Source organism: Oceanobacillus sp. CF4.6, assembly GCF_051262635.1.
In the GTDB taxonomy this organism is placed as follows: Bacteria; Bacillota; Bacilli; order Bacillales; family Amphibacillaceae; genus Oceanobacillus.
In genome coordinates, this window is the sequence record NZ_JBIMEX010000001.1 from 487,033 (window position 1) to 513,178 (window position 26,146).

General features: G+C 38.8%; 29 protein-coding genes. 13 read left to right on the forward strand and 16 right to left on the reverse strand.

The annotated features are described in order from the left end of the window. Positions 1-91 precede the first annotated feature (91 nt). From ytpR to ACHABU_RS02610, 4 genes are all read right to left on the reverse strand, one after another. Positions 92-694: a YtpR family tRNA-binding protein gene (gene ytpR, locus ACHABU_RS02595; RefSeq protein ID WP_435761948.1), complete on the reverse strand. Its 603-nt coding sequence runs from the start codon at positions 692-694 to the stop codon at positions 92-94. 13 nt (positions 695-707) lie between these two features. Continuing rightward, complete coding sequence (locus ACHABU_RS02600; protein ID WP_435761949.1) at positions 708-1,517, reverse strand: DUF1444 domain-containing protein; 810 nt, start codon at positions 1,515-1,517, stop codon at positions 708-710. 26 nt (positions 1,518-1,543) lie between these two features. Next, on the reverse strand, positions 1,544-1,909 hold the full coding sequence (locus tag ACHABU_RS02605) for a thioredoxin family protein (RefSeq protein ID WP_435762342.1): 366 nt from the start codon (positions 1,907-1,909) through the stop codon (positions 1,544-1,546). Positions 1,910-1,977: 68 nt separating this feature from the next. After that, positions 1,978-2,490 carry an LptM family lipoprotein gene (locus tag ACHABU_RS02610; protein WP_435761951.1) on the reverse strand — a complete coding sequence of 171 codons (513 nt, stop codon included), beginning with the start codon at positions 2,488-2,490 and terminating at the stop codon, positions 1,978-1,980. A 160-nt stretch (positions 2,491-2,650) separates the two neighbouring features. Here ACHABU_RS02610 and ACHABU_RS02615 point away from each other — a divergent pair, with 160 nt between their 5' ends. Beyond that, positions 2,651-3,091 carry a YtoQ family protein gene (locus tag ACHABU_RS02615; RefSeq protein WP_435761953.1) on the forward strand — a complete coding sequence of 147 codons (441 nt, stop codon included), beginning with the start codon at positions 2,651-2,653 and terminating at the stop codon, positions 3,089-3,091. Between the two features lie 47 nt (positions 3,092-3,138). Here the strand turns inward: ACHABU_RS02615 and ACHABU_RS02620 are convergent, their stop codons facing one another. Together ACHABU_RS02620 and ACHABU_RS02625 are read right to left on the reverse strand one after the other, a co-directional pair. Next, the gene (locus ACHABU_RS02620; protein ID WP_435762344.1) at positions 3,139-3,645 is read right to left on the reverse strand and encodes a DUF84 family protein; all 507 of its coding nucleotides are present in this window, start codon (positions 3,643-3,645) and stop codon (positions 3,139-3,141) included. A 49-nt stretch (positions 3,646-3,694) separates the two neighbouring features. Next, entirely contained in the window at positions 3,695-4,759 is a 1,065-nt protein-coding gene (locus ACHABU_RS02625; RefSeq protein ID WP_435761955.1) for a M42 family metallopeptidase, read from the reverse strand. Between the two features lie 157 nt (positions 4,760-4,916). Between ACHABU_RS02625 and ACHABU_RS02630 the strand changes: the two genes are divergently transcribed. Further along, positions 4,917-5,231: a PepSY domain-containing protein gene (locus ACHABU_RS02630; RefSeq protein WP_435761957.1), complete on the forward strand. Its 315-nt coding sequence runs from the start codon at positions 4,917-4,919 to the stop codon at positions 5,229-5,231. Between the two features lie 92 nt (positions 5,232-5,323). Here the strand turns inward: ACHABU_RS02630 and ACHABU_RS02635 are convergent, their stop codons facing one another. After that, complete coding sequence (locus tag ACHABU_RS02635) at positions 5,324-6,181, reverse strand: YtnP family quorum-quenching lactonase (RefSeq protein ID WP_435761959.1); 858 nt, start codon at positions 6,179-6,181, stop codon at positions 5,324-5,326. Between the two features lie 197 nt (positions 6,182-6,378). On the opposite strand from ACHABU_RS02635, the gene ACHABU_RS02640 reads away from it, so the two are divergent. The 6 genes from ACHABU_RS02640 to ACHABU_RS02665 all read left to right on the forward strand — a co-directional run bounded on the left by ACHABU_RS02640 (position 6,379) and on the right by ACHABU_RS02665 (position 10,796). Continuing rightward, on the forward strand, positions 6,379-6,513 hold the full coding sequence (locus ACHABU_RS02640) for a BA3454 family stress response protein (RefSeq protein ID WP_435761961.1): 135 nt from the start codon (positions 6,379-6,381) through the stop codon (positions 6,511-6,513). A gap of 404 nt (positions 6,514-6,917) precedes the next feature. Further along, on the forward strand, positions 6,918-7,100 hold the full coding sequence (locus ACHABU_RS02645) for a hypothetical protein (protein WP_435761963.1): 183 nt from the start codon (positions 6,918-6,920) through the stop codon (positions 7,098-7,100). 2 nt (positions 7,101-7,102) lie between these two features. Continuing rightward, the gene (locus ACHABU_RS02650) at positions 7,103-8,572 is read left to right on the forward strand and encodes a sodium:solute symporter family protein (RefSeq protein ID WP_435761965.1); all 1,470 of its coding nucleotides are present in this window, start codon (positions 7,103-7,105) and stop codon (positions 8,570-8,572) included. Between the two features lie 121 nt (positions 8,573-8,693). Next, on the forward strand, positions 8,694-9,143 hold the full coding sequence (locus ACHABU_RS02655; protein WP_435761967.1) for a YndM family protein: 450 nt from the start codon (positions 8,694-8,696) through the stop codon (positions 9,141-9,143). Positions 9,144-9,337: 194 nt separating this feature from the next. Next, positions 9,338-9,550 carry a hypothetical protein gene (locus ACHABU_RS02660; RefSeq protein WP_435761969.1) on the forward strand — a complete coding sequence of 71 codons (213 nt, stop codon included), beginning with the start codon at positions 9,338-9,340 and terminating at the stop codon, positions 9,548-9,550. A gap of 112 nt (positions 9,551-9,662) precedes the next feature. Then, the gene (locus ACHABU_RS02665) at positions 9,663-10,796 is read left to right on the forward strand and encodes a zinc-dependent alcohol dehydrogenase (RefSeq protein ID WP_435761971.1); all 1,134 of its coding nucleotides are present in this window, start codon (positions 9,663-9,665) and stop codon (positions 10,794-10,796) included. A gap of 73 nt (positions 10,797-10,869) precedes the next feature. Here ACHABU_RS02665 and ACHABU_RS02670 read toward each other — a convergent pair whose 3' ends face one another. From ACHABU_RS02670 to ACHABU_RS02680, 3 genes are read right to left on the reverse strand one after another with little or no spacing between them, the layout of a single operon-like run. After that, positions 10,870-11,058, reverse strand: a complete 189-nt coding sequence (locus tag ACHABU_RS02670; protein WP_435761973.1) for a hypothetical protein — start codon at positions 11,056-11,058, stop codon at positions 10,870-10,872. Between the two features lie 59 nt (positions 11,059-11,117). Beyond that, entirely contained in the window at positions 11,118-12,002 is an 885-nt protein-coding gene (locus ACHABU_RS02675) for a manganese catalase family protein (protein ID WP_435762346.1), read from the reverse strand. Positions 12,003-12,051: 49 nt separating this feature from the next. Next, positions 12,052-12,294, reverse strand: coding sequence for a DUF2642 domain-containing protein (locus ACHABU_RS02680; RefSeq protein ID WP_379494988.1), 243 nt, complete (start codon positions 12,292-12,294; stop codon positions 12,052-12,054). A 369-nt stretch (positions 12,295-12,663) separates the two neighbouring features. Here ACHABU_RS02680 and ACHABU_RS02685 point away from each other — a divergent pair, with 369 nt between their 5' ends. Both ACHABU_RS02685 and ACHABU_RS02690 read left to right on the forward strand, forming a co-directional pair. Next, positions 12,664-13,053, forward strand: a complete 390-nt coding sequence (locus ACHABU_RS02685; protein WP_435761975.1) for a hypothetical protein — start codon at positions 12,664-12,666, stop codon at positions 13,051-13,053. A gap of 138 nt (positions 13,054-13,191) precedes the next feature. After that, positions 13,192-13,389 (forward strand): hypothetical protein, encoded by a 198-nt coding sequence (locus tag ACHABU_RS02690; protein WP_435761977.1) that lies wholly within the window; start codon positions 13,192-13,194, stop codon positions 13,387-13,389. Positions 13,390-13,468: 79 nt separating this feature from the next. Here ACHABU_RS02690 and ybaK read toward each other — a convergent pair whose 3' ends face one another. After that, positions 13,469-13,957, reverse strand: coding sequence for a Cys-tRNA(Pro) deacylase (gene ybaK, locus ACHABU_RS02695; RefSeq protein ID WP_435761979.1), 489 nt, complete (start codon positions 13,955-13,957; stop codon positions 13,469-13,471). A 143-nt stretch (positions 13,958-14,100) separates the two neighbouring features. On the opposite strand from ybaK, the gene ACHABU_RS02700 reads away from it, so the two are divergent. After that, a complete protein-coding gene (locus ACHABU_RS02700) occupies positions 14,101-15,567 on the forward strand; it encodes a potassium/proton antiporter (RefSeq protein WP_435761981.1) in 1,467 nt (488 codons plus the stop codon). A gap of 326 nt (positions 15,568-15,893) precedes the next feature. Here ACHABU_RS02700 and ACHABU_RS02705 read toward each other — a convergent pair whose 3' ends face one another. Both ACHABU_RS02705 and ACHABU_RS02710 read right to left on the reverse strand, forming a co-directional pair. Further along, entirely contained in the window at positions 15,894-16,946 is a 1,053-nt protein-coding gene (locus ACHABU_RS02705) for an FUSC family protein (protein ID WP_435761983.1), read from the reverse strand. Between the two features lie 323 nt (positions 16,947-17,269). Beyond that, positions 17,270-18,661 (reverse strand): NAD-dependent succinate-semialdehyde dehydrogenase, encoded by a 1,392-nt coding sequence (locus ACHABU_RS02710; RefSeq protein WP_435761985.1) that lies wholly within the window; start codon positions 18,659-18,661, stop codon positions 17,270-17,272. 205 nt (positions 18,662-18,866) lie between these two features. Between ACHABU_RS02710 and ACHABU_RS02715 the strand changes: the two genes are divergently transcribed. Continuing rightward, positions 18,867-20,252: a class II fumarate hydratase gene (locus ACHABU_RS02715; protein WP_435761987.1), complete on the forward strand. Its 1,386-nt coding sequence runs from the start codon at positions 18,867-18,869 to the stop codon at positions 20,250-20,252. Positions 20,253-20,308: 56 nt separating this feature from the next. Further along, positions 20,309-20,692: a hypothetical protein gene (locus ACHABU_RS02720; RefSeq protein WP_435762348.1), complete on the forward strand. Its 384-nt coding sequence runs from the start codon at positions 20,309-20,311 to the stop codon at positions 20,690-20,692. Positions 20,693-20,807: 115 nt separating this feature from the next. On the opposite strand, the gene ACHABU_RS02725 is transcribed toward ACHABU_RS02720, so the two are convergent. From ACHABU_RS02725 to ACHABU_RS02735, 3 genes are all read right to left on the reverse strand, one after another. Further along, positions 20,808-21,986 carry a hydroxymethylglutaryl-CoA synthase gene (locus ACHABU_RS02725; RefSeq protein ID WP_435761989.1) on the reverse strand — a complete coding sequence of 393 codons (1,179 nt, stop codon included), beginning with the start codon at positions 21,984-21,986 and terminating at the stop codon, positions 20,808-20,810. A 308-nt stretch (positions 21,987-22,294) separates the two neighbouring features. Next, a complete protein-coding gene (locus ACHABU_RS02730) occupies positions 22,295-22,951 on the reverse strand; it encodes a ribonuclease H family protein (RefSeq protein WP_435761991.1) in 657 nt (218 codons plus the stop codon). 102 nt (positions 22,952-23,053) lie between these two features. Further along, complete coding sequence (locus tag ACHABU_RS02735) at positions 23,054-26,146, reverse strand: AAA family ATPase (RefSeq protein ID WP_435761993.1); 3,093 nt, start codon at positions 26,144-26,146, stop codon at positions 23,054-23,056.

Below are 26,146 nucleotides of genomic sequence, written 5' to 3' on the forward strand. Positions count from 1 at the left end.
TGGAAAGTTTCTGGAAAAAGTTAATTAAAAATTTTTATACTTCCTTACATAAAAAAACAACCCCTGCATATGTACAGAGGTTGCTTTCTCATTAAAACACAAATTCTTCGCCCACCGTAAAGGAGTCATCCAGTACATAAATGCCTTTTTCTTTAGGTGCGTTTGGCAGACCGAGTTCCTTTTGCGAACAAATCATACCATTGGATGGTACACCTCTGAGCTCAGAGGCTTTTATTTTCATTCCGCTTGGCATAGTTGCTCCAACCTTGGCAACTACCACTTTTTGGTCTGCATCGATATTAGGCGCTCCACAAACGATTTGCAATGATTCATTGCCAACATCGACGGTACAAACACTTAATTTATCTGCATTTTCATGAGGACCTTTACTTGAAACATATCCTACTACAAACTTCGGACTCAGATCAAAATCAAGGGGGTCGTTCAAATTATTTGCTGCAAAAAGCGCTTTAATTTCTTCCAACAAGCTTTGCGTTACCTTTATTTTTCCTTTTTCCTCAAGATTTAAATTCTTAGATGCTTGAAAAATATTATATCCCAGCAACTCACCATCATTAGTAGTTATCTTTGTAATATCGCCAAATTTTTCATGTGTGATTTCGTACCTGTCTCCATCTTTTATTGGCATGAGTAGTACGTCACCAATACCATCCGGATTATAAAAAACATCCATTCGTTTCATCCTCCTAGTTCTTTTCAGGTCTGTTTTTTGCAAGGATAAAGATCGGTTCCAATTTTTTATCTTCATAAATAAACGGAAGAGAAGTAATCGGAATTCGACCTTCTGCGAAAAACTTCATTGTCATCTGTGCCAAAATATCATAACCCATTTTATTCTGGATGTCAGCAAAAATCAGGACATCCTGATGAGGAACTGCAACCGTCAAGTCTCCTTTGGCATTGGCCTTCATTTCTTCCAAAAAGGCATCATTTAAAATTCTGCTTGCATCATACCCGTCCTGTGTTGCCACAAAATAAAAATCATTATCTGCTACTCGATCATGTTTGAAATCACGTGATAGGGAGCGGACGTTAAATGCAGCTATCTCATCTATCCGTTCTTTTGACCAACCTTCTTTATCAAGAAGTTCCTCATCAACGAGCCGATAGGACTTTCCTAAATCAAGTGCATAAAAAATTCGTGTTTCTGCCGTATGATCCTTATATACCAATGTAGCACCGGATTTGGTTTCAGTTGGGAAGGAAGGAGACCGCATAACCGGATAGATGTTTTTCTCCATACCGGACAGTTGTTGATCTTCATTCATAATTCTTAAAGCTTCTTTCACGTGCTCGATCAACTCATCAATTGCCTCTTCTCCGCGCTGATTGTATTTCACAACCATATTTGGCAATGTAATGGTAATCCCTTGCTTCGAATGCTTCCATTCAATCCGAAATGCATCCTGATCACGGTTAAACGAAGTGACTAAATTTTCATTTGCAAGTCGCTCTTCTAATATTTTTTTTAATTTAAAACTAGTCATTTTAGACATCTAGCTACCTCCTGAGCCATTGAAAATCAAGCAGATAATCCGTTGATAAACTGCTCGATTTCCTCTTTTGTTTTACGATCCTTACTGACAAAACGTCCAGCTTCTTTTCCGCCTGCAAAAGCTAGGAAGCTCGGGATTCCAAAAATATCGTGTTCCTGGCAAACTTCAATAAACTCATCACGGTTTACTTCAACAAATTGATACTCGGGGTGGTCTTCTTCTATTTCTGGTAATACAGGTTCAATAACACGACAGTCCGGACACCATCCTGCAGAAAAAATAAAAATAACGTTCTCATTATTTTTCAATTCATTAAATTGCTCTATCGTTTCTAACGGTTTCATCGTTTCATCAACTTCCTTTCTTTTCTTATCATATCCTTGTTTGGATATGGATTCAATTATCTTGGTTTCTTGTCCCAAAATAAAAAAAGCAGCGCAATAATCTGCACTGCTACTGCTTATTCTTCTAATACCGTTGATTTTGCCATTTTCATAAGTTCTTCTACATCGGCATCCATTTTCCCCTTTGTTGTGAACGTGGTTATTTTCACACCACCGACGCCAATTTGCATTTCATAGCCCTCCCCTTCATCAGGAAGGATGCGGATATAGCCAAAGTTTTCTTCATTGCTAAAGGAATCTAGCAACAAAGCATCTTCTGCATTGGCAGCATTGAAGTTCAGCTCACTTTGAGAGGTTTCGATTGGATTACGAAAGAGAATATACGTCTGATCTCCATTTACCAAAATCAGATTGCTTTCATCGCTGCTTTCCACTTCTAGGTTTTCTGGTATATAAATGGTATCACTACCAAGTTCGTAGTTTGTTTCGATTTGTGATTCATTATGGAAACTATTTTCTGCAGCCTTCTTTGCATCCGCGAGCGCATCTTCTTCTGATTTCAATCCGCATCCAGTCAGTACGAAGATAAGCCCAATCAGTCCGGCCAGTATAAATATAGGATTTCTCACGGCGGTTCCCCCTGTATAGTCCTTTTTTACCACTTTATATCATACTATGAAATGTCAAAAGTTGAAACATGAATCTCAAAAATTTGCGTTCATTTCTTTGCAATATTTATAAAGTTGTTTACTATATGAGGTAGAATCTATTATTTTAGGAGGGGTTTCGATGGAATTAACCGTATATCTTGCAGGTCAGATTCATACTACCTGGCGGGAGGAAGTACAAAAGCAGGCGGAGGAAAAAAATCTCCCTCTAACATTTGTCGCACCTCAAACAAATCACGACCGATCTGACCAGGTTGGTGAGGATATTCTAGGCAAACAACCAGGAGATATATATAAAGATGATGCAGCATCTAGCATCAACAATTTCCGTACACAAGTCCTGATGGAAAAATCAGATGTGGTCATCGCTTTGTTCGGGGAAAAATATAAGCAATGGAACACTGCGATGGATGCGAGTGCTGCCATTACGATGAACAAACCAACAATTATTGTGAGGCCCGAATCGCTTGTCCACCCGCTTAAAGAATTATCCAATAAAGCAAATGTCACCGTTGAAACGATTGATCAAGCACTTGATGTTTTGGCATATATATTTGAATAAGAAAAAAAGAAGGTTGGGATTTATTTGTACCCTGCCTTCTTTTTTCGTTACTGTTTCAAACCATATTCCAGTTGTCCGCGTAAAAGTTTTACGACATGGGAGAACATTTCCTTACGTGACACTAGTTCATTCGTAAAAATCCCAATTGCACCCTCTCTTTTGCGAACTTCCTGTCTTTTGGCATAACCATCCATCAAATCCCCCAGTTCTTTCCCTTCTTTAAGTCCAATCTCAATTTCTTTAGGCAAGACGACTCTTGCTCCACTCGCAGTAAAAACCTTGCCATCCGGTGTTACGAGTGCACCCCAATTACATAGATACAATTGGTTATCGACGTACATGACCCCACCTTCTAATCCTACACCAAACGTGTTCGGTTTTGTTTCCATGCAACGCATTGCTCGGTTGACTGCTCCCTGTTTCGTTTCTTCATCTGAAAACGGCTGTGCACAGACGCCAGACTTTGCGTCCATTGATCTCACTTCAGCAGATGGGAAGATATCGGTAACCGCCTGGATTTTCGTCGGGTTTTTTGATCCGATAATAATATTCAACATAATCACCTCATTAAAACAGCTGCCGGCAATGGCAGCTGCTCGAAAATTAATATTTTATAATTTGATCCAATGTGTTTTGATCGGTCGTTTTAACAAGTTTCACGAGTAATTCTTTTGCTGCTGCATAGTCATCTACATGAATAATGGATGCTGACGTATGGATATATCTGGAGCAAATACCAATGACTGCTGATGGAACACCTTCACCCGAAAGATGTACACTTCCAGCATCCGTACCACCTTGAGAGATAAAATACTGATATGGAATGTCATTTGATTCTGCTGTATCAAGAACGAATTCACGAATTCCTTTATGTGTAATCATCGTACGGTCGAAAATACGAAGCAATGCACCTTTACCCAATTGACCGAATGCCTTTTTATCACCAGAAGCATCATTTGCAGGAGAAGCATCTAGCGCATAGAAAATATCTGGTTTAATCATATTTGCCGCAACTTTGGAACCGCGCAAACCAACCTCTTCCTGTACCGTAGCACCCGAATATAATTGATTCGGTAGTGTTTCATTTTGCAATTCCTTCATTAATTCAATGGAAAGTCCACAACCATATCGATTATCCCATGCTTTCGCGAGGATTTTTTTGTTATTTGCCATTGGTTCAAACGGGGTTACAGGTACAACGCTGTCACCTGGCTTCACACCAATTTTCCCAGCATCTTCCCGGTCATCTGCACCAATATCAATCAGCATATTCTTGATTTCCATTGGTTTGCTGCGTTGCGCATCTGTTAAAAGATGCGGTGGAATCGAACCGATGACACCGATAACTGGACCATTTGCTGTCATCACTTGTACACGTTGTGCAAGCATTACCTGGCTCCACCAACCACCAAGTGTTTGAAAACGAATCATCCCATTATCTGTAATTTGTGTAACCATAAATCCAACTTCATCCATATGTCCTGCAACCATGACACGTGGACCTTTACCATGCTTGACCCCAAATACGCCACCAAGATTATCTTGGATGATTTCATCGGAATACTTTTCCAATTCATTTTTCATAAAAGAGCGTACAGGATGTTCATTGCCTGGTGCACCTTGAAGCTCTGTTAAATTTTTAAAAAGATCAAGCGTATCCTTGTTCATACGATTCCCTCCATTATGTATCTCGATAATACCAGTATAACTGAAAATATCTACTACTTTCCACTTATCAGGCATGTTAGATTTTCCATTTTATTTTTCATCCTGTATACTTACAACTAAGATAAGAACGATTAAACTTTATCAAGGGGTGAACATATTGAGCAAAAGAAGAGTACTCCTTGCCGCTGCAGTTGGGGTTGCTATAGGATATTTGGCAAGAGAGCAAATGAATAACTATCAAAAAATAACACCGGAAAAAGCATTGAACAATGCAAAAGAGATGTTTAAACGTAAAGGACCAATCAGTGGTTCCTGGATTTATATGAAACCGGAAGAAATTGAAAAAAATGGCCTTCTCTACAGTGCCTATCGTGGAGGAATCACGCGCAATATCGATGGCGAAAATAAGCAATATGAATTTTATATCGATGTGGAAACAGGCGGTATCGTCGAAACGAAAGAAGTTGCATAAAATAACGTCACTAGCGACATACGAAACAGTAAAAGAGACTGACCATTTATTTGGCCAGTCTCTTTTAATTGGTTTGGTGATTATTGTTGCTTTTAATTATAAGCATACCTTTTCCTTTTAACCTCATCTGTCTTTTCGCCGGATTCGTTAAATTTAACTGCGCGGAGATAGGCATCATGGTAAAAGGTATACCATGCTTTTTTTCGATAACCGAATTCCATCCATTTTTCTTTGGCATATACAGAACTGATAGGGTAATCATCGTAAGCGAGTACCCATAATTTACTTTGGTGTGCATGTGTTGGCATAATATCTGCCATATGAATAAAAGTCTCTTCTCCATCTTCAAAAAGGATAATCGAATGCCCATCACTATGCCCACTCGTATGAATCATCTTTAAACCCTCTACGACTTCAATTTCCTTTTCATATGTCTCAACCTGGTCAACAATCGGTTTCCAGTTCATTTCCCAATACGAATTCACCGATCTGATATTTGGATTCCTCATCTCATGCCACTCGACTTCAGAAGTATAGATAGTTGCATTTTTAAATACGGTTTCGTATGTATCTTCTGCAACCTTTTTAGTTAATCCACATGCATGATCATAGTGCAAATGTGTCATGAGAATGCCATCTATATCATGAACAGATAAACCAAGCCTCTCCAATGAAGCTTCCAATTTTGATTGTTCGAACACCCCAAAGTTCCGTAATTGTTTTTCTACCAACTTATCATTTCCAATTCCCGAATCGATCAGAAAATTTTTCCCGTCGACTTGCAGAAGTATAGGATCTGTTCGCAGTTCAATCTGATTTTTATCATTATGCGGATATTTTTTCTGCCATAATGCTTTCGGTACCACACCAAACATTGCACCACCATCCAAATGGGTTACTCCACCTTTAAGCCAGGTCAGACTTGCTCTTCCTACCTGCAGTTTCTCCATGTATCCATCCCCCTTTTTGATAAGTGTAGCGAAACACCGAAGATTCTGCAAACACGAACAAAAATCGAATGTTAAGTTTTCATAAAATTACAATTAATGACATGTACAAATTTGTGATTTCATATTATAATTGTAATTAGCTAATTTAATATTTACACTGTTTTAAATTAGCCATCAACTAGACTGGAGGCAAAGAGATGATACAAGTAAATATAACGATCGACTATGACGGCAAGTTTTATACGACAAATGTGATAACAAGTCGGGATACAAGCGACGAAGAAGTAAGGAAGCTTGCCGCTTCGCAAATTGAAAAGCAATGGAAAGACTAGGAGAATGTAGGCATCAGTAATGATACCTGCTTTTTTATTTCCCCTCCAGTTATATTCCACACTTTCCCTAAAACAGGGCTTTACGTATATTTATATCTCTATCCTCTGCAGCTATTATCGTATGTCTGTGTTTTTTTAGTTGATTCCTATCAAGATGTCCTTTAAAAAATAGCTGCACTACTCCTTCCCTTTTGGAAGCTCTGTTTGTTAATTTAAAATTTTCTACATAAATAAATGGTAAAAGTGTTTTCTATTTGCTATGATAAATCTTGAACATTTGGTGAATTGTTAAGGAGCCAATACGCCTGATTGGTTTATTTGTGAATTAATTCACTAAACACATCATGCTCCTACATACAGGAAGACCTCTTTAAGAAGACAAAATGGTAAGGGAGTGATTTATCATGAAAACCAATGAATTAAAATGGGCTTTGTTTCTATTTGTGATTGTTATACTGGCATTTATTCTTCCTTATACCATTTTCACAAACACAGCTAAATGGTATGGAAGCTTTTTAGTATGGACGGTACTTGCACTTATTACAATTGTGATCAATTATTTTTTAACAAGAGATTGGGGTAAATAATTATGACTACTACATTCGTTTGGGGAGCAATTGCAGTTTATGTCATCATTGCTCTGTTTATTGCTTACTTATCCAGAAAAGGCAAACAAAATAATATGGAAAGCTTTTTTCTTGGAGACAGGAAGCTTGGAGGCATTGTATCCGCTCTAAGTTATAGTGCAACTACATATAGCGCATTTATGCTCGTGGGACTAGCTGGGTTAACATATAACGGGGGTGTCGGCGCGCTTGGTTTCGAACTGATTTACTTGATGGGTGTTTCGCTCGTCGCTTTTTTCGGACCGCGTTTTTGGGTCGTTGGCAAAAAATATGGCTACGTGACTCCATCTGAAATGCTCGGTGATCGGTACAATAACAAGAATGTTGCTATTACCGTTGCCATTACCAACTGTCTTTTTCTTATCCCTTATAGTGCTGTTCAGTTATCCGGAGTTGGATATTTGCTGCAGGGTGTAACGAATAACGCAATCCCTTATTCTACTGGGGTGCTTATCGCAACTATTCTTGCATTAATTTTCACCTATATTGCAGGGATACGTTCGGTCGCTTGGACAGATTCTTTACAGTCATTATTTATGATTATCAGTTCTACACTCATTGTTATCGTCCTTATTAATGGACTTGGAGGATTCACTGGTTTTTTTGAGAAAATAGAGACAAGCCAACCGGAACTACTGACAGTTCCCGGGAATGGTTATTTCAGCTTTCTAACATTTCTCGGACTTACAATTCCATGGTTCTTTTTCAGTATCTCCAATCCACAGGTTAGTCAGCGATTATTTATGCCAGCCTCATTGAAAAGTTTAAAAACGATGCTGATGGGCTTTCTTGTCTTTGGTTTCATCTACACTATCGTTGCCGTTGTTTGGGGATTTTCAGCGTCGATTATGTTTCCAGGACTGGATAATCCTGATTTGGCAACACCATTGGTCCTTTCATCTGACCTCGTACCACCATTACTCGGTGTTATAGTCATGGTCGGTATTATGGCTGCTGCCATCTCAACCATTGACTCGATTTTGCTGACTTTATCTTCACTTTTTGCGAAGGATGTCTACAGTAATGTGAAAAAAGGTACGACAGATCAGATGCAACTTCGTGTAGGGAAGTTTGTCATTCCAATTATAGCTATTCTTGCCTATCTTTTTGCAGAAATGGAATTGAACTTGATTGCCGTACTTTCCGTTGCTTCCTCAGCAGGCCTTATTGTAGTCGTACCAGCTATTTTTGGTACTTTTTTCTGGAAGAGAGGAACAGCTGCTGGCGTTCTTTCCAGTGTCATTATTGCTGGGCTTGTCGTGATTATATTGGAATTTTTCCAATTAAAGCCACTAGGACTTGCTTCCGGATTATGGGGAATTTCCATATCCACCATCCTTTTTATCGGGGTCAGCCTGATAACACGTGCACCTGAAGAAAAAGCAAATGAATTTCTATCTTATGTCAATCAAGCATTAAAAAAAGCAAAATGAACGATTTCAAGATCTCTTCTATTAGAAGAGATCTTTTTTTGTTCCCATTTCCTAATGTGAATGGGAACAAAAAATCTGGATAACCTATTAAAATACCACCCAATGGAAAGGAAGAAGATACATGAAACATACTACCCCTTTGCTTATTAAATTCATTATGACGACTGCTGTTCTGTGGATTGTACTCGGATTATTTTTTGGTGTAACATTCGGGGACATCTTAACGACAAGTGTTGTACTAACCGTTCTAGCCTATCTTGGTGATCTGTACATTATGCCACGTATAGGAAATACTGTTGCTACGATTGGTGATTTCGCCTTAGCATGGGTAGTTATATGGTTGATCGGAAGTAATATGTACGGTGAGCCAATTCCCCTAGGTACGGCTGCTCTCATTTCAGCAATTGCTATAGCAGCAGGAGAAATTTTCTACCACCGTTACTTAAAAAATTCAGTTTTTGAAAATGAAAAAGATAGAGAAAGCAAGATTGCCTATTTTCCTAACAGATTCCAAACGGAGTTCAGCACAGAAATCGAAGAAAACGACGGCGTTCCCCCAAAAAAAGATTAGAAAGTATAGCATTCGCAAAGCCTATAGGCGATGGCATTCGTTACACTGATAATGATAAGAAATTAATCTTTTTTGAAGAAAGATGAAATTTTATGAGTATTTTTCAAGATTACGCACAAAATAGGTTGTGTAAAAGCCACTCCTTCACTTGAAGAACGGTTTTGCAAAAATACAAACTACCTGGAGGTATTATCATGGAAAACAATAATAACAACCAACGTAACAACAGAAATCGTAACAACAACAATAATAACGACAACAACAACCAGAACAACAATGTCGATAATGTTGAGTTTGCTAACGAATTTCTAGATAACAACAATGATAACAATGACAACAACCAACGCAATAACAGAAATCGCAATCGCAACAACGACAATAATAATAACAACAATAACAACCGTTAATCATTTAAATAGGCCTGAATCACGGAATCTCGTGACTCAGGCTTTTCATTTGTATATTTTTTCTTTCCAGGAGAATTCTAATAACAAACTTAAACGACCGGGAGGAATTATATTGAGAGCAGTAACCTATCAAGGAAAATATAAAGTGGAAGTTAAAAATGTAGAAGCACCGCGTATCCAGGACCCCCAGGATGTCGTTATTAAGATAACCTCATCAGCCATTTGTGGATCTGACCTTCACTTATACCAAGGTAATTTTCCTCTTCCGATCAATTATGTAATTGGTCATGAACCGATGGGCATCGTTGAAGAAGTTGGCCATGATGTCACGAAATTGAAAAAAGGGGACCGGGTCGTTATTCCATTTACGGTGGCTTGTGGGACTTGTCCTTATTGTAATAATCACCTGGAGAGCCAGTGTGATAATGCCAATCCACACTATGATTCTGGTGGTTATTTTGGCTATTCGGAGAAATTCGGTGACTACCCTGGAGGTCAGGCAGAATATCTTCGTGTTCCATTTGGAAATTATACTCCTTTTCTGATTCCTGAGGATTGTGAATTAGAAGATGAAAAACTTCTCTTTCTATCTGACGTCCTTCCAACTGCATATTGGAGTGTGGAAAATGCAGGAGTTAAGGAAGGCGACACTGTTATTGTCCTTGGATGTGGTCCCGTAGGCTTAATGACACAAAAATTTGCCTGGCAAAAAGGGGCAGAACGTGTAATTGCTGTCGATTATTTTAATTATCGGCTGAATCATGCTAAGAATATAAACCGTACGGAAGTATATGATTTTACGAAATACGATGATATGGGTGAAACATTAAAAGAATTAACAAAAGGTGGAGCGGATGTTGTAATTGATTGTGTTGGAATGGATGGTAAAAAATCCCCACTTGAATTTGTCGAACAAAAACTCAAGCTTCAGGGTGGAACACTTGGTCCAATTCAAATTTCAACGAAAGCAGTAAAAAAAGGCGGCATCGTACAGATTACAGGTGTGTATGGCGGAAACTATAATTTATTTCCATTAGGTGCATTCTTCTCTCGGAATATCACATTAAAAACAGGACAAGCACCAGCACGAACCTATATGAAAGAAATTTACGAGCAAATTAAAAGCAATAAAATTGACCCAACCGATATTATCACACATACACTTTCCTTAGATCAGGCAGAGCACGGTTATGATATCTTTCATGCACGTAAAGATGATTGTGTGAAGGTTATCTTGAAGCCATAATGCGAATTTAAAAAAGAACATTAATAGTCCCAACCGATTATGAAACCGGTTGGGACTCCCATGGTATAATTAATTAATTAAATGTGGTTAACAGCTGCTGATGTAAAAGCTTTGCAACTTCAGCATCTTTGTGGAGTTTATTGCTGATTTCTTGTTTTTCAGAAGTTTGAGCAAGACTTTCCAGCTGATTTGCAATTCGTTCATGCTCTTCAATAATATGTCGCAAATTAGCTATCTCTGTATGTGATAAAAAGTGATTCAAGGCTAATGTTCCTTTCCTGATTGCTCTTTCTATTTTTCTCCGGAGAATTGAAATTTATACTATAATCCAGCCGATTGCTGCAGCCTCTTTGCAATTTCCATAAAATCCTCATGCGAAACGCCTGGTGCATATTCTTCTGGTATATCTTCATAATCTGGAACAGGTTCTCCCTGTGGCGCACCAATCACCACTTCCAACGGTTCACCGCTCTCCGGATGGGTACCCTTCCAAATTTTATCAATATCTCTATAGTCTTTTTCACTGAATGTATAGAGTCTTGTATGCGCACCCTCCGCTTCATATTTACGAGCAGTATCAAAAACTCGATTATCCAGACTAGGTACCGGCAGCATTTTTGTCATATCGACTCCGGTAGCCACTTCAAGTGCCTTTGCATAGGCGACAATATGTGTACCCCCACGAACAAGTAAGTATCCGATCATCTCTCTTGCAGTTGGGTGATCTGTCATTTCATACACGCGCATCTTATGCGTTCTCGCACCAATTTCCAAAAAATAGTTATGAAGTAAATCGACTACGAGATTTCCACTATTAAATACATTATCTCCCGTCCATGCCCTTCCATGAGAATCGCCTGGTTTAGCTGATTGTGCTGTATCAATAAAATGGTACGTACTCCTTTTATCCTTCCCATTTCGCAGTGGTGCAATATTTGGATCCGCCGGGAAAGTGCTTCCCTCCATCATAATATTAATCGTATGTGCAACAAGTTCCACATGCCCAAACTCTTCTGCAGTAATACTCGCAACAAGGTCATAAAATGGCTTCAGCTTTTTCTTATTTTTAAAATTAAACGATTGGTACATATAATTATTGAGGGTCGACATCTCTCCATATCTTCCTCCTAGCAATTCCTGTACTGCTGATGCCGCGTTCGGATCTGCTTCCTTTGGCCGTGGCAGTTCAATCGCAATTCTATCCATTCGTTCGATCACATGACTTCCCTCCAATCATCGTTCATAAAGTAGCTTTTCAATGGCGAAGCACCCAAATTATTTGTGGAATACGAACATAAAAATAATATCCGTTATGCACAACGACTACATGGTCCGGGTACACTTGAGCCAATTCTCCTCGAACGGTATCTTTCATTGTCTGAATGACTACATAGGAACCTGTACATGCTTGAAGCATTTCATATAAATATGGATCCACATGGGTCATCATTTGAGGCATATTTCTGGGAAGATTTCTTTCTTCCTGCTTTTCACTCATTAAAGTACCTCCTTATCGTTTTACTAAATACAAAAAACACCTCCAACTTTAGTTTATTGGAGGTGTAGGTTGTCTCATGACTAGAAGTTTCAAATTCAAAATCTCCTTATAGAACCATTTCTTACATTGAAATGGACCATTTATCTATCTTTAGCCTCTTTTAATTGGAATATAGATAGAAGCTGCATTCTCTGTGGTGAAGCGCTGATTTTTGCGCTTCATGGATGGCTAACGGTTTTTTTTGTTAATAAAGTGAATTATTAATGGCGAAAATAGATACCCATTATTCAACTTTAGGTTCTTTGCTTATACAGCTAATTTTAAAAAGCATAAGATAACCTATACGCCACTGAAAGGGGGCAGTTGAAAATGGTCATTTACAAGAGTTATCGAAAATGTTGTCGTTGCAAATCTAATTGCCATTGTGATCAACGGCATCGTTGTGAGGATAGACATGAGTATAAAGAAGTTCCACGAAGGAAATTATGTCACGATAGTCTAAGTGAATTTATAGAATCAGCAGCAGAAATCGAAAATTCGTTGGCAAATGCGATTAATGCAGAAACTCATTTAATGAAAACACTGGATTTCACCCCTAAAGAAGCGATTCAATTCTCAAAGAAACTGGAAGATTTAATAAAGTTAGCGATTAAAAAAGAAATCATTCTCGGATTTTTATTGGAAGAAACGATGAAAGCCTGTAAAGATCAACCGAAATGTAAAAAATGCGAGTCTCATCATTGCAAATGTCATCATTAATCAATTGCCGTATTTCAAGAGAATTTATAGACTGATTCCTTATTTTTCGATTAATAAAACAGTAATAGTGATACTGGCTCATACAGAGGTCATATAACCAACATATTGTGTTATTAACACGATTAAAGGAGGAAAAAAATGCCACAAAGAAATTTTTTAAATGCCGTAGGAAACATGGAGATGGCTTTGGCCGAAGTTCTAAGTAGCGCTTCTTCACGATCAGCTTCACCCGACGAGTTAAGTAGACTTTTAAAATTAATTATTAAGAAGGAAATTGTTTTAGAATTTTTATTGGAGGAATTTCCATTTAAACACTCTGCTTCAAATGAGGATTAATAACGGTAGTCTCTAGTCGAAATGCCATAAACAAACAAAAAAACTCGTTATTGAGTTTTTTTGGCATTGTCAATTGGCATTAGTTATCTAAAATATCCGCATAAACTGCATTCGTTACTCTAAGTAAATCTGCTGGTGACAACTCGACCTGCATTCCTCTTTTTCCAGCAGATACAACAATACTTTCCATCATTTCGGCTTTTGTAGCCACATAAGTCGGGAAGTTTTTCTTCATCCCAATCGGAGAACAGCCTCCACGAATATATCCGGTAATCGTTTCCAAATCCTTCATACTAAGCATTTCCACTTTTTTGTTGCCGCTCCCCTTTGCTAAAGCTTTCAAATTCAATTCATTTTCAGCAGGAATACAGGCGATCATTACCCCAGTTTTATCCCCAACGGTCACCAATGTTTTATATATCTTCTCAAGTGGCATTCCAACTTTTTTTGCTGCAGTTTTTGCATCCAAATGTTCCTCATTCCATGGATACTCGTGAACATGATAACTGATTTTTTCCTTTTCAAGTTGGCGAACAGCATTTGTTTTTTGTACTTTCTTCTTTTTCATTTCAGGTCCCTCTTGTATTTTTATTCTTTCCTTAGTTTAGCACAAGTTTATTTAGACATGTCTTAAAGTTAGTGTCGTATTAAAAAGTAAAGGGTATAGTAAACTAAATAACCAAAGAACATTCATAAGCATGGAGGGAATGTATGTTACCAGAACTTATCGATTCGAACTTTCTTATACTCATATTTTCACTCATACTTATCCTCAGTATCTTTGGAACTAAATTCACATCAAAGTTAAACACCCCTTCTCTACTGTTTTTCATTGCATTGGGTATACTGCTTGGGAATGATGGGTTAAATATATTTGATTTTTATGATGCGAAAATAGCACAGTTAATCGGCATGATGGCATTGGTTGTTATTTTATTTGATGGCGGGATTAAAACAAATTGGACAACCATTAAACCCGTTGCTATTCCTTCGATTTCTCTGGCTACACTCGGAGTCGCTATTACTTCTTTGGTTTTAGGTATGGTTGCCAAAGTAATATTTGGACTAAGTTGGCCGGAAGCTATACTTATGGGGGCACTCGTTGGTTCTACGGATGCTGCTGCCGTTTTTGCCATGCTTCAAGGCAAGAATATTCACGATCGGTTAGAAGCAACACTGGAAGCGGAATCAGGTGCCAATGATCCGATGGCTGTATTTCTTACGGTAACACTCATTTCCTTCGTACAACTCGAACATCATGGCATTTTCGAATTAATCGGCAGCTTTGTATGGACGATGGGTGGTGGACTATTCATCGGTTTATTGATTGGATGGTTCGGAAGTAAAGCATTGCACCTAGTTACTTTAAATTCCAGCGGGCTTTATCCACTACACGCCCTTGCATTTGCCTTCCTATCATATAGTGGTGCATCTTTAGTTAATGCCAGTGGGCTTTTAGCTGTGTATGCTACAGCAATCTTCATTGGAAATACAGGTTTAAAACAGCGGAATGCCATCCTTCATTTCAATGAAGGATTCAGCTGGATTGCTCAAATTGTGCTTTTTATTACGCTTGGCATTTTTGTAGTACCAAGTGATCTCTTTCAATGGGAAATTATATGGAGGGCATTGCTGCTATCCTTTACCTTAATGTTCGTCGCACGACCGATCGCTGTTTTGCTATCTGTCATAGGCATGAAATTCAATATGCAAGAAAAGTTACTCCTATCCTGGGCTGGACTTCGCGGGGCAGTTCCGATTGTATTAGCTCTCTTTCCAATTATAGCTGGGCTAAGCAATAGTCAATTATATTTCAATGTTATCTTTTTTGTCGTATTGACTTCTACCTTACTTCAAGGTACGACAATGACATGGTTTGCGGAAAAGTTAGAACTGGTCAAACCTGGTAGCAATACACAAATTAACCATATGGAATTATTATCTGTCGGGAAAAATAATCTGGAGATTGTAGAGGTCTATATTGAGGAAAGTTCGAATGTAACCGGTAAAAAAATTAAAAACTTGGGAATGCCGGTAAAAGCAAATATCACCTTAATTTTACGTGACGGTGAAACCGTTTCACCCCACGGTAATATCATCCTGCAAGAAAAAGACCTGCTCTACATACTTGTCCCCGAGAAAGACGTTGAAGTAATTAAGGGGATATTGAAAGAGTAACAGGTCATACAATGGGAAGTAGCAAAATACCTATATCTGCACGACCTATTTTAGTTATCGTTCAAATCGAGCTACTAGTTCATTCATTTCTTCTGCTAGTTTTGTGAGCTGTTCAGAGCTTCCAGCGCTTCTTCCATCGAACTGCTGGATTGCTCAGCAGTTGCTGCAGCTGCTTCTTCAGAAACAAATGCAATCTCTTCAATGGAAGCATTCATTTCCCTGCTGTTAGCTACAATTTCAGATAGGTTCTCACGGGACAGGTTTCATTGTCCAAAACTTTGACCACCAAAAAGGAAGCAAGAGAACCGTCCCCCTGCTTCCAAAGTCTATTGCTTATTATCACGTATTTCTTTTATTCTAACAAATTTTTCCAGTTTATCAAGCTCGTAAAATAGCTCGATAATGCTGTTTGCTATAGGAAAAACATAGGTCCACTTTTCAAAGTCAGATCCTTGCAAAGCCTCGATCAGATTATTGATTGTAATCCGCATCGCATTCTTTGTTTCCTTTTGAAGATCACTGTCCAAGATAAGTCTATCCTCATACATTAAAAGCACATTTTCACTGTACGTATTCATTTCACTTACCAGCTTTTTAACTAAATGTGATTTTCCACTTGAAATAACTTCTATATTATCAAGATTTTTCTCCAGTTGTTGGATCAATGTGTGCTTCTTTCGTAAAACCGTAATCATATGTCTGTAGATGACAATATTCCGTAAAAAGTCAGTTCTCTTGCGAATAAATAGGCTATTTCGCTCATCGGAAATAATCTCATAGTAATCTCTGGCATTGTTTATTATTTTCTCAATTTCTCTATCGTCATTTTTCATTTGTGGGACACTCATCGTTTTATTCGGAATGACTCGTAGCAGGAAATTTGTCTTTTCACTCGCTTTTTTAATCATCCCGTACAAAATTTTCTGATGGTCCGGTGGATAGACGAGAACATTTACAATGAATGCTGAGAAGACACCAATCCCAACAAGTGATAAACGTTCAATAATATAAACAACGTTGACCGTATCATTGTCACTTGCCATCATCATGTTGACAATGGTCAAAACGGTTAAACTGACGGTTTTATTCAATCCTAGTCTAATATTAATGGCAATCGAGATGATGACCACTGCCCCAACAGAGATTGGATTATTACCAACCAAAAGTATGCCGAGTAATGCAAATACAAGACCTACACCATTTGAAATTACAACTTCTTTGATATATTTAAACGAGCGCATAATGGAAGGTTGCATGGCCAAAACCGCAGCCATGGCGGCTACAATTTGCAGCTCCATTCCTATCATACCTGTTATTAATAACGTCAAAGTAACCGCAAGACCAGTTTTCACCATCCGCGGGCCAATATTAAATTCCATTTTTTTCTGCACCTCACTAGCAGTAGTATACCCTTTTAAGCAGTGCCTGTCACTTCCCGAATTTTGTCGAATAATGTTATCTTCGTTTAGGCATAAAAAACCTGTATCGCATATAATAATAATACATTGCAATACAGGTTTTTGTCTCGGTTTTAATAGATACGTATCAATTAAACAAACTTTTTATTCGAATTTTGGTGTTGATGCTCCTGCCTCATCAGCATTTACACTTCGTTTTCCCCACCAAGTCGCTAAAAGCGGTCCTGAAATATTGTGCCACACACTGAAAACCGCACTCCTTCAGATTGACTCAGTCATCTTATTTATATGCCAATTGAAAAATACTTCACTTCCAAATATTCATCCATTCCTTGGTGACCGCCTTCGCGTCCAATACCACTTTCCTTAAAACCTCCGAATGGGGCCTGGGCAGTGGATGGCAATCCATCATTGATACCAACTATACCAAATTCCAGCTTTTCCCCAACACGAATTGCCTTTGAAATATTTTCGGTGAAAAGGTATGCGGCAAGACCATAAGGTGAATTGTTTGCACGTTTAATCACTTCTTCTTCAGAAGTAAACGTGGAAACAGGTGCCAATGGGCCAAATGTTTCTTCATTCATACAAAGCATCTCATCAGAAATATTTGTGAGCACAGTTGGTTCCACAAAAAACCCTTCGCCTTCCTTATAGGAATTCCCACCATACACGATTTCAGCACCATGATCCAGCGCATCCTGAATATGTTTATTGACTTTTTCATAAGCATCTTTATCAATGAGCGGCCCGACATCGACTCCTTTTTCAAGACCGTTTCCTACTTTTAACTCCGCTACTTTCGCTTTGAATTTTTCATTAAAGACATCCACAATAGATTCATGGACATAAATGCGATTACTGCAGACACAGGTTTGTCCTGCGTTACGAAATTTCGATCCAACCGCACCTTCGACCGCTTTATCAAGGTCTGCATCTTCCATAACGATAAGTGGCGCATGACCGCCAAGCTCCAATGAAATTTTCTTAACCGTAGCAGCTGATTTTTCCATCAATAATTTTCCGACCTCTGTTGAGCCAGTAAATGAGATTTTACGAACTCTTGAGTCTTCCATCCACGCATCACTGATTTCGCCGGAACTACCGGGCAAGATGGTGAGGACACCTTGTGGAATTCCAGCTTTTACAGCAAGCTCACCTAACTTTATCGCTGTTAACGGTGTCGCACTTGCAGGCTTCACAACTGCTGTACAGCCCGCTGCTAATGCTGGGGCAACTTTTCGAGTAATCATCGCAGCTGGAAAGTTCCAAGGTGTAATCGCAGCGATCACACCCACGGGTTGCTTATGCACAAGTATTCTTTTATTGCGGGACGAAGAAGGAATCGTTTCACCGTAGACGCGTTTTCCTTCCTCTGCATACCAGGAAATAAAACTATTCGCATAATTAATTTCCCCTTTAGCTTCCTTCAGTGGCTTTCCCTGTTCGATAGTCATCGTTTTTGCAAGGTCTTCCAAATTCTCATGTATTAGCTGATGCCATTTCATCAACAGTTCACTTCGCTCGTAAGCTGTCCGCTCTGACCATTCCGGGAACGCTGCATATGCAGCATCCACCGCATTCCGCGCTTCTTCACTACCAGCACGTGGAACTGACTTTATTTTTTCCCCGTTCACCGGGTTGATAACATCAATGACTGATTGCTTTTCTGACATACATTTACCTCCTCTGGATTTGGAAACTCTATATTTATAATAATCTATTACCTTCTATGAAGTAAGTAAAACATATTCAGGGTGCCTGTCACTCCCCGAATTTGCTCGAATTTTGTCGAGCAGATGATGTTTAATCGTTTCATGAATGGAGACAATAATTAATATGGTTACAAAGAACGATTTTTATATAGCAAGGAGTGTCGGAATGAATTCGTCTAATGAATACCGAAAAGAAAAGGATTCCTTGGGTGAAATTGCGGTTCCAAAACATGCCTATTATGGTGCACAAACCCAACGTGCAGTAAATAATTATCAAATTAGTGGATTGCGTCTGCCACGATCGATCATTAAAGCGCAGGGAATTATTAAAGCTTCAGCCGCGAAGACAAATATGGAATTGGGCTTGTTGCCAAAATCAACTGGGGAAGCCATCATAAAAGCTGCCGAAGAAGTAATCCAAGGCAATTGGGATGATCAGTTTGTCGTTGATGTTTACCAGGCTGGTGCTGGAACTTCTCAAAACATGAATATAAATGAAGTTATTGCTCATCGCGCATCTGAACTATTAGATGGAACATTGGAATCACATCGGGTCCATCCAAATGATCACGTAAACATGACGCAATCAACAAATGACACTTTCCATGCAGCCATCCATCTGGCAGCTGCAGAAATGCTTCATGAACGACTTTTACCATCACTGCTTCAATTGCAAAAAGAGCTGGAAAGAAAATCCATTGAATTGATGCCGATTATGAAATCTGGACGGACGCATTTGCATGATGCAGTACCAATGCGTTTAGGACAAGAATTCGCTGGATATTCAGAAACCATTAAATCAACGTATAAACAAATAGGAGATACAACAGATGCCTTGTTTGAAATTGGTTTAGGTGGAAAAGCAATTGGAACTAGAATGAACTTACCACCCGACTATATTCCAAAAGTGATCAAAGAGGTTTGCAATCGAACTAATCTACCATTTCGGGAACCTGCAAATATGTTCCAATTTATGCAAAATACAAATGCACCAATACGTACCATGCTTGCTTTGAAAGAACTTTCCATTCACTTAATTAAAATTACCAGTGATTTACGCCTCTTAGCATCCGGCCCTAGAACAGGTTTAGCAGAGATATCACTACCCTCTGTCCAACCCGGGTCAACAATTATGCCCGGAAAAGTAAATCCCGCTATTTTAGAAATGACACATATGGTCTGCTGCCAGGTCATCGGTTATGAAACGGCAGTAGCAACAGCAGGCATTGCTGGACAATTAGAAATCAATGTAATGATGCCTGTAATTGCACATACATTGATGGAGTCTCTTGAACTATTGTCCAATGCGATTCCAACTCTTGTAACAAAATGTATTAATGGAATCGAAGGAAATGAAGAAATCTGCAATAATTTCATGCAAGAAAGTCTCGCACTCGTTACGGCCCTGAGTCCAATCATGGGGTATGACCGTGCAGCCCAAATAGGTAAAGAAGCAGATGAGAAAAATGTTAAGATCAAGGATATTCTTCGAGAAAAAGAATTACTCACACCAGAAATTGTCAAAGCATTAAATCCTAAAGGAATGGTATAAATCAGGTGGGTATTTAAATGGTAATCGAAGGACAGAATTTAAAAGTAGGTGGCATAATGGAGAAAAACAATACGATTGACGTCGTCGTAGATCCAACCTTAAAAAAACTAATCGACAAGGAAATAAATGGTTTAACGTTTATTAAAAATTTCCGTTCGTCCACTGCTGAGGAATGGTATGTTTTTCTGCCTGGATTTAAAGATAAGAAAACAGGTGGAGCAGCTGGGAAGACGATCATTCATTACAACCTCTGGGGTAACCGAGATATATTTATCAATACAACAATCATCTTTGATGATCCAAACATGTATGACCCCCAATTGCACCCACTTATTTATGCTTTAGCAGACGAAATAATAAATCGACTTGTCGGCTATGCAGATACGTTGCTTTCCGTCCATGCAGGGGAAAATTCTTACAATGCAGCGTACAAAGCATAAGCGAAAAATATTTCTACATGCTAAAAATTCAGATTGTGAAACTTTATATGGTGTAAGGTAACAATTCTTCACACTAAAAAGACCAGCTGTATCTTTATACAAGCTGGTCTTATACTTAATTGCTATTCAATTTATTAATATACAAACGCATATTATCTTTCATACCAGATAAACAAATCGCCGCGGGATCGCTGTGTATATCCAATTCAACAGTTGAACCATCGACAGGTAATGTTTTATCAAAAATCGCTTCATATTCAGGAACGGTTACTTCTGTTCTTGATTCGAATACTTTCGTATGCCTTTCCACGTGCAAATGTGCACGATAGTTTGGTTGCATTATCCCTGTAAAGAATTCCCCCACAGCTCCTGAACCATAGCTGAACAAACCAATACGAGAGCCATCCTTTAAATCTTCTTTCAGCTCGAGAAGGGATAGCAGGCTCAAGTATAACGAACCAGTGTAGATATTCCCTACGATTCTATTATATAATGTGCTAATCTTGTAATTCGCCAATAATCGCTCCTGATCTTCTTCTGTGCCTTGTTCCAACACTGTCCGTAATGCTTTCAGTCCCATTTTCGTATATGGCAAGTGATAGCAGATTGCTTCAAAGTCAGCAAGTCCAAATCCCGTTTTTTCTTTATATTCTTCCCATACTTTCTGGAAAAATAAAATATATTGTTCATTTGAAAATTTACCGTCAACAAACGCTGTGTCCGAATAGACGGGACGCCAAAAATCCATCACATCATCCGTCAAATACGAACTCTGGTCTTCAAGTGCCATAATTTTCGGGTCTGCACTCATAACCATTGCAACTGCCCCAGCACCTTGTGTGGATTCTCCTGAAGTATTTAAGCCATATCTAGCAATATCAGATGCAAGTACGAGTACCCTACTTTCCGGATTTAAAGCGATATGCCCTTTTGCCATTTGAATCGCTGCAGTTGCTCCGTAACAAGCCTGTTTCAATTCAATTGTACGAGCACGTGGATTCAAGCCGAGCAATCGATGAACATAAACTCCAGCGGACTTCGAGTTATCAATACCTGACTCCGTTCCAAAAATAACAAAATCAATTTTTTCCTTATCGATATCATCCACAATTTCGACCGCTGCGTTTGCTGCTAACGTAACAGGATCCTGAGTAATCGGAGCAATCGCCATCTTTTCCTGCCCGATGCCAATTGTAAATTTTTCTGGTTCTATATTTCTTGCTACCGCTAAATTGTTCATATCTACATATAAATGAGGGGCATAAAACCCGATTTTATCAATTCCAATTTTCAACATTATTCTCCTTATCTACTTATGTACTTATGTATAGTTTAGTTATGCAGAAACGGAATTCCGTAGATATACATAACGTATGAGTTTCGTAATCGTATTCACACATATACCTTCCGCTCAAAATTCAATATCTAAATGATAATATAACCACTGTAAAAAAAGCAACTAAGAGTGCCTCATGGATTTAGAACACAGACCTAAAATTTTGTCGATAGGCATGTGTTTGGTTTAATAGAAAAACTCAGGAATACATGATATACCCTGAGTTTCCTATTTTGTGCAGTATTCGGGCTACAATTTATTCTTATTTATGAAAGTTCAATTTTACTCGTTATTTCCGTACCATTCAAAGCTTGCGAGGCGAGTTGGTCTGCCTCGCGATTCAATTTACGAGAGACTATTTCATACTCCGGTGTAATTCCCAATTTCTCAAATTTGGCTTCGACTCGGTCAATCCACAGAGACAGTTCCGCTTCATAGCAAGGCCATTCTCCATTTAACTGATTAATGACGACCTTTGAATCACCAACAAACGTAACGGGTAAATGGTGGACACCGAGCAAATCCAATTCCTGCAACCCCAGATGCAATGCTGCGTATTCAGCCTCGTTATTCGTATTCAGCTCCTCGACACGTGCATTTCTTCTGATTCGGTAGGATTTATTATTTTGTTCATAATAAATGACACAGCCGAGCCCTGAATTTTTATCTTTCAAATCAAAGCCACCATCAAAATAAACCTTCACATGATGGGGTTCGGTTTGAATCCCCTCCATGAACTTCTTCATTTCCTTCGTCGTCCATGTATTTTCATGACGATCAATAAACATTACCTGCTTAACACGACCGGTTTTAACCAAGTCTTCGGCGATTAAAATCGCATGCGTATCATTCATTTCATCGGAAGTAAATAGCGCTTGCGAACCTTTTGGTGTTTTATATGACAATTCTATTCTAACTTTCACGATCAAATCAGCCCCAACTACAATATAGTCTCTACATAGCATACCCCACCAAGGTGCCTGTCACTCCCCGAATTTTGTCGAAATATGGTAAGTTGCGGTCCATTACTTTACAACAAACTTCGTATTGCTGTAGCCTTCCTTTGTTTTCAGAACTTCCAATGTTGCCGGGAACATCGCTTTTAGTTCCTGTACATGGGAAATAACTCCAATCATACGTCCAGACTGTTGCAGGTCAATTAACGTGTCGATTGCTTTCGTTAAAGATTCTTCATCCAGTGAACCAAATCCTTCATCAATAAACATCGTATCAATTGATATATTGCCTTGGAAGCTTTGAATGACATCGGACATTCCAAGTGCAAGTGATAACGATGCATTAAACTTCTCACCACCAGATAATGTTTTCACGTCACGAGTTTGACCTGTATAGGAATCATACACATCAAGCGCCAAGCCACTTTGTTTTCCATGGGATTCCTGTCTGTCACTTCTCGTTAAATAATATTGTCCATTGGATAAGTCTTTCAAACGGCTGTTTGCTGCTTCAATAATTTGCTCCAAATACTCAATTTGCAAATACCGTTCAAATGAAATTTTCCGGCTGTTTTGCCCTCGCAGAACATCATATAAATCCGAGATCAGCCCAAGTTGCTTTTCACTTTCTCTTACATGCTCATTTGCTTCCATGATATTCGCTTTTAAATCAGCTGCTTCCTGATGATGCTCTTTAGAACGATTTAACTGATTTAAGGCAAGCTCATAATCTTGTTTTAACTGTCCAAGCTTTTGTTCCAGCACGGCTAAATCAATTCTTGTTTTCTCTTTTAATGCATCTTTCAAATCAGCGACTTGCTGTTTGATGGATGCAAGTTGTTGATTAAAATGCTTGATTTCTTCTTTCTGATTTTGGCGATCTGCTGCAGACATTTTTGCCTGTTGGTATGCTTCTTCGGATACAAAGTCCGCCTCAACGAGCACATCTTTAAATTGTTGTACCGAACTTTCCCGTTTGCTTTTCGTTTCCTCGAATTGGCTTTTCGAATGAGCCGTGTTGGAGGCTGCTTTCGTGTGTTCCTCTTTTGTCTTCTGGTACACGGTCTGAATATCTTCCCATGTTTTTTCCAGTTTTAATTTATACGCCTTGGCTTCATGAATACGTTTCTCCAATTCAGCTAAAACCCTTACTTCTTCTGGAATGTGACGCAATCTTTCTTCATAAACAGCCAAATCAGCTTTATATGTCGTCCTTTGATCCTGATTCGTCCGATCGAGCTCGTCCCGCCTTGGCTCCAATTCCTTGATTTCTCCAATAATTTTCCCTGCTGCTTCTTTCAGCTTCTTCAATTCATTCCGTGAAGCTGTTAATTCCTCTACTTCTTTCACTAAATGTTTTCCCGCTTCTACCAGTTGGCGGAATAACGATGGGATCTCGTCCAATTGCACCTTATGTTCTGCAACTTCCTTTTCCTTCTCTGCAAGTTGGGCTAAATTTGCTTTTACTTCTGCAAGTGCAGTTCGGTATAACCCATCCTTCCCATCCAGCTTTTTCTTAAATGCTTCGAGCTGCTCTTTTGTTACGATATCCTCTTCGGTTGTTGCTATATTCGGATGTTCTACACTTCCACAAACGGGACAAGCTTCTCCCTCATGTAAATGATTTGCTAAAACAATTGCTTGATTATTAAGCCAGGCCTTCTCTAGATTCAGATAGGCATCTTTCGTGTTCTTGTATTCCTGCTCTTTGATGGTTACATCTTTAGCAAGGGTTTCCTGCTGATCCTTTAACTCGCTATAGCCTTTTAAAACTCTTGCCTGTTCGCGCATCTCGGTTAACTTCTGCTGTTTATCAGGTAATTCGCTGACAGCTTGATCAAGTTTGTCGATTTGTTCCTTGTATTTTTCAGACTGGATGTTTAATTCATTTAACTTGGATTTTACTTTCTCCAGTTCAGTATGTGTTTGCGCACCTTTACGAGCAAGTTCAGCTAAATACTTTTTTCGTTCATCAATATCTTTTACAACTGGTAAATGTCCTTCGAGTCGATCGAGCGTTTTACCTGCTGTTTCTCGTTGCTCTTTTTTATTTTCTTCCTCTTGATAGCTTAATTGCGCTTTTTCCAGGTTTGCCACGGCAGCTTTCTCCGCTGCCACAGTGTTCGCAAGCTTTTGTTCTTTCAGCTTTTCTTCCTTACGCCACTCATCTGCCTGTTTTTCATAAACTTCAATTGTACTAGCTCGTTCCGCATCTTCCAGTTGTTTTTCTTTTTCCAAAATTTTAGGAACCTGGACTTCCAGCTCTTTGAATAACTTCTCTTTTTGGTCCATTTCGAGAAAACGTTCATTTAATGCCTGTGCCTGATGATAGGCCTTTTGCTCTTTGTCATGAGCGTTATATGCTTCTTTATATCTTTGTTCATCCTTACTAATTTGATTCCGGTAAAATTCTGTTTCTTCTTCAAGACCTGCAACAACCTGTGGGACATTATAATAATCTGCAGCAAGCACACCGGAGAGCAGCGATTCTTCACGAGTTGGTAAAACCGTAGAAATGTTTCCAATATAATGGTCCCTCGCTTGTTTTACTTGATTAAAGTCAGTTTCCACCAGGTTCTTTTTGTTTCGTAACACTTCATTCAATTGCTTATAATTTTCTGTCTTGAAAAGTCTACGCAAAATCGCTTCCTTGTTTTCTGTTTCCGAGGTTAATAGTTTACGAAACTCTCCTTGTGGCAACATGACAATTTGCTTAAACTGATCTTGTGTCAGACCGATAATTGCTTCCATCTTTTTATCAATCTCTGAAACAATTTGTCTGTCAACACTGGGAACTTCTTTACCATCCACTTTCTCGAAAAACTCATACCGTTCTCCCGTTTTAGACTTATTCCCCTTTTTCACATGACCCATTTGACGGAACACACGGTAAATTCGATTGTTTAGCGAAAACTCTAGTTCCACAGCAGTATGGACACTATCATCGGCAAAATCACTGCGAAGCATTTTATTATCTTCCCTGTCTGTCCCACTGGCACTACCGTACAATGCAAAGGCAATCCCATCAAATATCGTCGTTTTCCCTGCGCCCGTATTTCCGGAAATGGCAAACAGATTGGTATCTTCTAGCTCCGTAAAATCAATAACTTCCATATTTTTATACGGTCCAAATGCCGTCATTGTTAATTTGAGTGGTTTCAA

Bases quoted from the DNA above. Each gene is read 5' to 3' on its own strand.
- ytpR (WP_435761948.1), bottom strand. From the start codon at position 694: ATGGATGTTTTTTATAATCCGGATGGTATTGGTGACGTACTACTCATG.
- ACHABU_RS02600 (WP_435761949.1), bottom strand. From the start codon at position 1,517: ATGTCTAAAATGACTAGTTTTAAATTAAAAAAAATATTAGAAGAGCGA.
- ACHABU_RS02615 (WP_435761953.1), top strand. From the start codon at position 2,651: ATGGAATTAACCGTATATCTTGCAGGTCAGATTCATACTACCTGGCGG.
- ACHABU_RS02625 (WP_435761955.1), bottom strand. From the start codon at position 4,759: ATGAACAAGGATACGCTTGATCTTTTTAAAAATTTAACAGAGCTTCAA.
- ACHABU_RS02635 (WP_435761959.1), bottom strand. From the start codon at position 6,181: ATGGAGAAACTGCAGGTAGGAAGAGCAAGTCTGACCTGGCTTAAAGGT.
- ACHABU_RS02640 (WP_435761961.1), top strand. From the start codon at position 6,379: ATGATACAAGTAAATATAACGATCGACTATGACGGCAAGTTTTATACG.
- ACHABU_RS02645 (WP_435761963.1), top strand. From the start codon at position 6,918: ATGAAAACCAATGAATTAAAATGGGCTTTGTTTCTATTTGTGATTGTT.
- ACHABU_RS02650 (WP_435761965.1), top strand. From the start codon at position 7,103: ATGACTACTACATTCGTTTGGGGAGCAATTGCAGTTTATGTCATCATT.
- ACHABU_RS02655 (WP_435761967.1), top strand. From the start codon at position 8,694: ATGAAACATACTACCCCTTTGCTTATTAAATTCATTATGACGACTGCT.
- ACHABU_RS02660 (WP_435761969.1), top strand. From the start codon at position 9,338: ATGGAAAACAATAATAACAACCAACGTAACAACAGAAATCGTAACAAC.
- ACHABU_RS02675 (WP_435762346.1), bottom strand. From the start codon at position 12,002: ATGGATAGAATTGCGATTGAACTGCCACGGCCAAAGGAAGCAGATCCG.
- ACHABU_RS02680 (WP_379494988.1), bottom strand. From the start codon at position 12,294: ATGAGTGAAAAGCAGGAAGAAAGAAATCTTCCCAGAAATATGCCTCAA.
- ACHABU_RS02685 (WP_435761975.1), top strand. From the start codon at position 12,664: ATGGTCATTTACAAGAGTTATCGAAAATGTTGTCGTTGCAAATCTAAT.
- ACHABU_RS02690 (WP_435761977.1), top strand. From the start codon at position 13,192: ATGCCACAAAGAAATTTTTTAAATGCCGTAGGAAACATGGAGATGGCT.
- ybaK (WP_435761979.1), bottom strand. From the start codon at position 13,957: ATGAAAAAGAAGAAAGTACAAAAAACAAATGCTGTTCGCCAACTTGAA.
- ACHABU_RS02700 (WP_435761981.1), top strand. From the start codon at position 14,101: ATGTTACCAGAACTTATCGATTCGAACTTTCTTATACTCATATTTTCA.
- ACHABU_RS02705 (WP_435761983.1), bottom strand. From the start codon at position 16,946: ATGGAATTTAATATTGGCCCGCGGATGGTGAAAACTGGTCTTGCGGTT.
- ACHABU_RS02710 (WP_435761985.1), bottom strand. From the start codon at position 18,661: ATGTCAGAAAAGCAATCAGTCATTGATGTTATCAACCCGGTGAACGGG.
- ACHABU_RS02715 (WP_435761987.1), top strand. From the start codon at position 18,867: ATGAATTCGTCTAATGAATACCGAAAAGAAAAGGATTCCTTGGGTGAA.
- ACHABU_RS02720 (WP_435762348.1), top strand. From the start codon at position 20,309: ATGGAGAAAAACAATACGATTGACGTCGTCGTAGATCCAACCTTAAAA.